Origin of the sequence: Porticoccus sp. (assembly GCA_023261185.1) — a bacterium.
Lineage (GTDB): Bacteria > Pseudomonadota > Gammaproteobacteria > Pseudomonadales > Porticoccaceae > Porticoccus > Porticoccus litoralis.
Genome location: JALRJN010000113.1, coordinates 1 through 4,275 on the forward strand (window position 1 = coordinate 1; position 4,275 = coordinate 4,275).

6 protein-coding genes and 1 tRNA gene are annotated in these 4,275 nt (G+C 52.5%); 1 reads left to right on the forward strand and 6 read right to left on the reverse strand.

Going from position 1 to position 4,275, the window contains the following annotated elements:
- The 4 genes from ACYZYZ_RS10560 to ACYZYZ_RS10575 all read right to left on the reverse strand — a co-directional run.
- Positions 1–653, reverse strand: a 653-nt coding sequence (locus tag ACYZYZ_RS10560) for a sugar-transfer associated ATP-grasp domain-containing protein (protein ID WP_461484222.1), incomplete at its 3' end; no start/stop codon positions are given.
- The gene (locus ACYZYZ_RS10565; protein WP_461484223.1) at positions 650–2,176 is read right to left on the reverse strand and encodes an inactive transglutaminase family protein; all 1,527 of its coding nucleotides are present in this window, start codon (positions 2,174–2,176) and stop codon (positions 650–652) included. The genes ACYZYZ_RS10565 and ACYZYZ_RS10560, both read right to left, overlap by 4 nt.
- A 5-nt stretch (positions 2,177–2,181) precedes the next feature.
- Positions 2,182–2,862: an ATP-dependent zinc protease family protein gene (locus ACYZYZ_RS10570; protein ID WP_305171128.1), complete on the reverse strand. Its 681-nt coding sequence runs from the start codon at positions 2,860–2,862 to the stop codon at positions 2,182–2,184.
- A gap of 130 nt (positions 2,863–2,992) precedes the next feature.
- A complete protein-coding gene (locus ACYZYZ_RS10575) occupies positions 2,993–3,178 on the reverse strand; it encodes a hypothetical protein (protein WP_461484224.1) in 186 nt (61 codons plus the stop codon).
- Positions 3,179–3,184: 6 nt separating this feature from the next.
- Here ACYZYZ_RS10575 and ACYZYZ_RS10580 point away from each other — a divergent pair.
- A tRNA-Arg gene (locus ACYZYZ_RS10580) sits at positions 3,185–3,261 on the forward strand.
- Positions 3,262–3,573: 312 nt separating this feature from the next.
- On the opposite strand, the gene ACYZYZ_RS10585 is transcribed toward ACYZYZ_RS10580, so the two are convergent.
- Both ACYZYZ_RS10585 and ACYZYZ_RS10590 read right to left on the reverse strand, forming a co-directional pair.
- Positions 3,574–3,984, reverse strand: coding sequence for a nucleotidyltransferase family protein (locus ACYZYZ_RS10585; protein WP_461484225.1), 411 nt, complete (start codon positions 3,982–3,984; stop codon positions 3,574–3,576).
- A 116-nt stretch (positions 3,985–4,100) separates the two neighbouring features.
- Complete coding sequence (locus ACYZYZ_RS10590; RefSeq protein WP_461484226.1) at positions 4,101–4,265, reverse strand: DUF2059 domain-containing protein; 165 nt, start codon at positions 4,263–4,265, stop codon at positions 4,101–4,103.
- Positions 4,266–4,275: the final 10 nt, after the last annotated feature.

Consider the following 4,275-nt stretch of genomic DNA (forward strand, 5'->3'; position numbering starts at 1 on the left):
TGCCGGTTGACCTTGATGTTGTTCTGTACCGCGCACACGCTGTGGCCCGTTTCAATATCCAGCCCGACGCCCACGGCACCCTGGTGCAAGTTGGCCTTGCCATCTGATTCGTGGGTGGCACAGCGGATCATTGCCATCACCGGGAAACCTCGATACACAATCACACGAATGTCGGGTACGCCTTCGTAGCTGTAATGACTGAGCACCGGATCAAAAATGATCATATCTTCAATCATCGCCACATCCGGCTTACCCCCCAGACTGTAGAGGCCGCTCAGAATATTGGAGGTATGGCGCTTGATGTCCCGGAGGCCAAGCACCGCCCCGGAGGACTTGGTAAACAACAGGCCATCACGCTCGGAAATCACCAGAATCCCCTTGCCGCCACTGCCTTGCACAGGCTTGATCACAAAACGCTGCAACCCCTCCAGCATTTTTTCCAGAAACTGGATCTCATGCTGAATTTCCACCACACCGTACAGCTCTGGCACGGTCAGGCCGTGCTCCTGGGCAATGCGTTTCGTCTTCAGTTTGTTATCCACTAGGGGAAACAGGCGACGGGGATTACGGCGGCCGATAAATTCAACATTGCGGCTGTTCATGCCGAGAACGCCGTGCTCGCGCAACTCCCGTGGAGAGATAAACAGTTTCACTGCCAGTCTTTCCTCAGGTAGCGAAACCGGTACAGTTCGGTCAGCCTGTAACCGGTGTATTTACCCAGCAACAGGACCACGCCGAGCAACGCGATCATCAGCTCCGGAAAATTAAAGGTCAGGTGCTCGATCAGCTCCACGGTCATTACCAGGTAAGCCAACACCGCCGCCAGCAGACTGCCACCGCCCTGAATCAGCACTTCGCGTGGACCCTCCTCTTCCCAGAGAATAGACATGCGTTCAATGGTCCAGGAAAGAATAATGGTGGGCAGGAAGGTGACCGTGAGTGCCTGGTTGTAGCCCAGCTTGTAGCTGACAATACTCAGGGCGGCCATCAGCAGGATGACCAGAATCACCACCGCCGTGATCCGCGCCACCAACAACAGGTTGAGATGGGATAGATAGGAGCGTATCCACAGGCCGGCACCAACCACCAGCAGGAAAATAAACAAACCCGTGAGCAGCGTCGTCTGGATAAACGCCAGTGCGATCAGAATAGGCATAAAGGTTCCGGATGTGCGAATTCCCACCAGAACCCGCATGATCACCACCACCAGCGCACCGACAGGAATCAACAGTAATCCCTTGAACATGCCCTGCTGTTCCACAGGCAGGGCATAAATGGAAAAGTCGAGCATCAGCTTGTCACTCGACTCCTGCTCCATGGAAAGCACGGTCTTTACCGGTAGGGTATTTTTTACTAGGGCAAATTCCAGCTGCGAACTTTTACCGCCGATGATATCCAGAATGAAACGTTCACCCCGCTCCCAGACAAAGAAATTATCCGGCAAACCCGGCTGTGCTGTGCGTGGGTTGAACAGGTACCAGCGGCCACCATCAAATACTTCCACCAGCGTCGACATTTGCTGACGTCTACGCCCGTCTTCAAGAAACACACCCTTCACCCGCTGCGCCGGAATCCCTGCGAATGCCAGTACATCCATGATCACCCCGAAGCGACCTGCTTCGTAGTCGGCAAACAGGAAGGCCGCATCCTGATCCATGTTGTCGTTCACCAGCTGCTGAAGTAACAGGGAAGTAAAACTGACTGGGCCGGATGAACGCTCTCTCAGGTTGGCAACCACCCGGGTCATCGCGGCGCGACGGTCATCGGCCAGTTCAGGCAACACAATGTCGGGCACCGGACTTGCGCCGAGGCCAAACTCATCCGCCCGATAGGTCTGCAGTTTGTAGTAAAGCGTGGTAGGCCGATCCAGAGACTGGCGGGTCCACTTTGCCTGACGACTGCCATCGGCGGCACGATCGATAGAAAACCCGAACCCGGAAGAAGCGTAGTGCTCATCCAGCAGAATCCAACCGGCCCGCTGCTCAGGTAAAGCCATGGAAATTTCCACCGGCCCCGCAGTGGGACTGAAGGTAATTTTCGATTCCAGCGTCCACACATCCTGACGCTCACCCGGCAACAGGGGGAAACCCAGCTCAAAACGCTTGTACAGGGTCAGCCCCAGGCCAATGGCAATAAGGATTCCGGCAACCAGGGTAATTTGCATTCTCGATGACATAGGGGTCACTTCAGTGTGTGTTTACGGCTGACATCGACGATAGCGGTATCCGTCAGCAGGTTGCGGCCAATCAGCAGCGGGAACTCGAAGTCTGAGCGGTCCGTCAGTGTCACCTCGACCATTTCCTTGATATTACCCATGGAGAGCCATAGTTTGATCACGTAGCGTCGTTCAAAGTCGCCGGTCTGGCGTTTGATTCGCACCGTTCTCTGGCGCTTGCGCTCCATCTCTACCTGTTTGTTGGTTTTCGGGTCCAGCACCGTAAAGCGCACGTAACTAATACCGTCCCGCTCGACCATGTGGATATTTTCCGCGTGCATGGAAGAAGACTCGGCTCCGGTATCGATGCGGGCCTCCAGAATCATGCCGGGCGGTTCAACCATCACGTCTTCCACCTCACCGATGATCGGCAGATTGAGCTCACCCCCGGTCTTTGCAGGGGGTGGAGTCTTATACACCACTTTCTCAATCACTTTCGGAGGCGGGCACTCCACAGGCTCGGCCAAGGTGCATGGCGGTGGCAACGGGCACACCTGGTCCGGGGGAGATACGGACTCTACCGGGGGGCTTTCGCCCGAAACAGCCGGGCTTTCAGCCTGCTGAGATGTTGGCCCCTGAGGCTGCACCTGGGCACAACCTGACAACATTAACCAGACCAAGGCAGATATCACTAACCCCGCTTTCACTAACGCAGAACTCCTTAAACAGACAGGGCCGACCGGCCACTCTTTTTTATGTTCGCCGCCTGAATATTTGGCGGAATAGGGCTGCATGTCACGTCAGCCATTCAATAGACTAATAGCGGAGGACGCTATATCATTGCGCCCTCTCAAGCAACGTCTGCCGCTTCGCACTTACTGAAGACACGCAGTTCAAGTGTAGTTTCCAGAAAATGAAGTTGCCAAAAAGGCCTTCTTCACCTGTACTCAAACTCAGGACAGCAACACTGGAAATCACAGCAGTAACGACTTGATGATTTAATGCCGCCACAACAAGGCGCATTCTAAAGCACCCGTAGCTCAGCTGGATAGAGCGCTGCCCTCCGGAGGCAGAGGTCAGAGGTTCGAATCCTCTCGGGTGCGCCATTTCAAACAAAAAACCCGGCCTTGCGCCGGGTTCTTTGTTTGATACGCCCAAAAGCGTTCGAACCGGTAAGAGGTTCGACAAACGCGTCAGCGTTTGGACCAAGCCGCATCGCGGCGCAGCCCCAAAGGGGACAAAACGGCCAGAAGCCGTTTTGAGTCAATCCTCTTGGGTGCTCTATTTCCTTATACAGCAATAACCACCAAAGCGTTAAACCTTAGAATTAATGCCAAAATTCAACACTCACAATAAAGCGCAGCATTAAGACGATTCGGTTCTGGAACTTCAGGCCCGTAATGTACTGGAGTAACTGGTTATGTATTTCGCCGCCAAACATATATCCCTCGAAGTTCAACAAACCTAATTTTTTCATTATCGAATAATCCTTCCCCTCCACACTCAGGAATTACTCGGACCGTATACACTGATCGACCAGGTTCTATTTGACGCCATTGCCAAGTTTTAAATTGTCCCGAGAGTTCCATAGGTTGACCTTCTAACAAGTAATTCCCACTTCGGTCCACTCGAATAATATCGACCTGACTATGACGTGCAGTACGTTCCGATAGCTGATTGCTAACAAAAACTATGAAATCCCAATCCGAATCTGTGTGCTCAGTTCCGTTTGCACGAGAGCCTACCAACCAAATTGAATCTGTTTCTTTCTCTTTTATCAGGCGATTAAGCACCTCAACGACCTGTTCTAGGAATTCATTAATTCTCATTGAATGTAAAAGCTTCCGAGAGGGAGGGGGTGCACTTATGCGTACCTCGACAAGAAGCGACCTTACTGTCTTGCCTTGTTAAGCTATTGATAAGCACTGAGCTTCACTTTTAGTTCTTACTGCAGCTTTAAGACCTCTGGCTGTATTCTCATGACATAACCTTCAGCCACTTTCAATATGGCAGTATTTAACTCCGGAGTTTTCTCTAGCATCTTTTTTCCTGCTGGAGAGTCATAGAAAGCAACAATGTCTTCCAGCTCCTGGTGGGAATAAACGTTCATATATGCCTTG

Coding starts and splice junctions, on each gene's coding strand:
- ACYZYZ_RS10575 (WP_461484224.1), bottom strand. CDS start 3,178: ATGCGCCTTGTTGTGGCGGCATTAAATCATCAAGTCGTTACTGCTGTG.
- ACYZYZ_RS10590 (WP_461484226.1), bottom strand. CDS start 4,265: ATGAACGTTTATTCCCACCAGGAGCTGGAAGACATTGTTGCTTTCTAT.
- ACYZYZ_RS10565 (WP_461484223.1), bottom strand. CDS start 2,176: ATGTCATCGAGAATGCAAATTACCCTGGTTGCCGGAATCCTTATTGCC.
- ACYZYZ_RS10585 (WP_461484225.1), bottom strand. CDS start 3,984: ATGAGAATTAATGAATTCCTAGAACAGGTCGTTGAGGTGCTTAATCGC.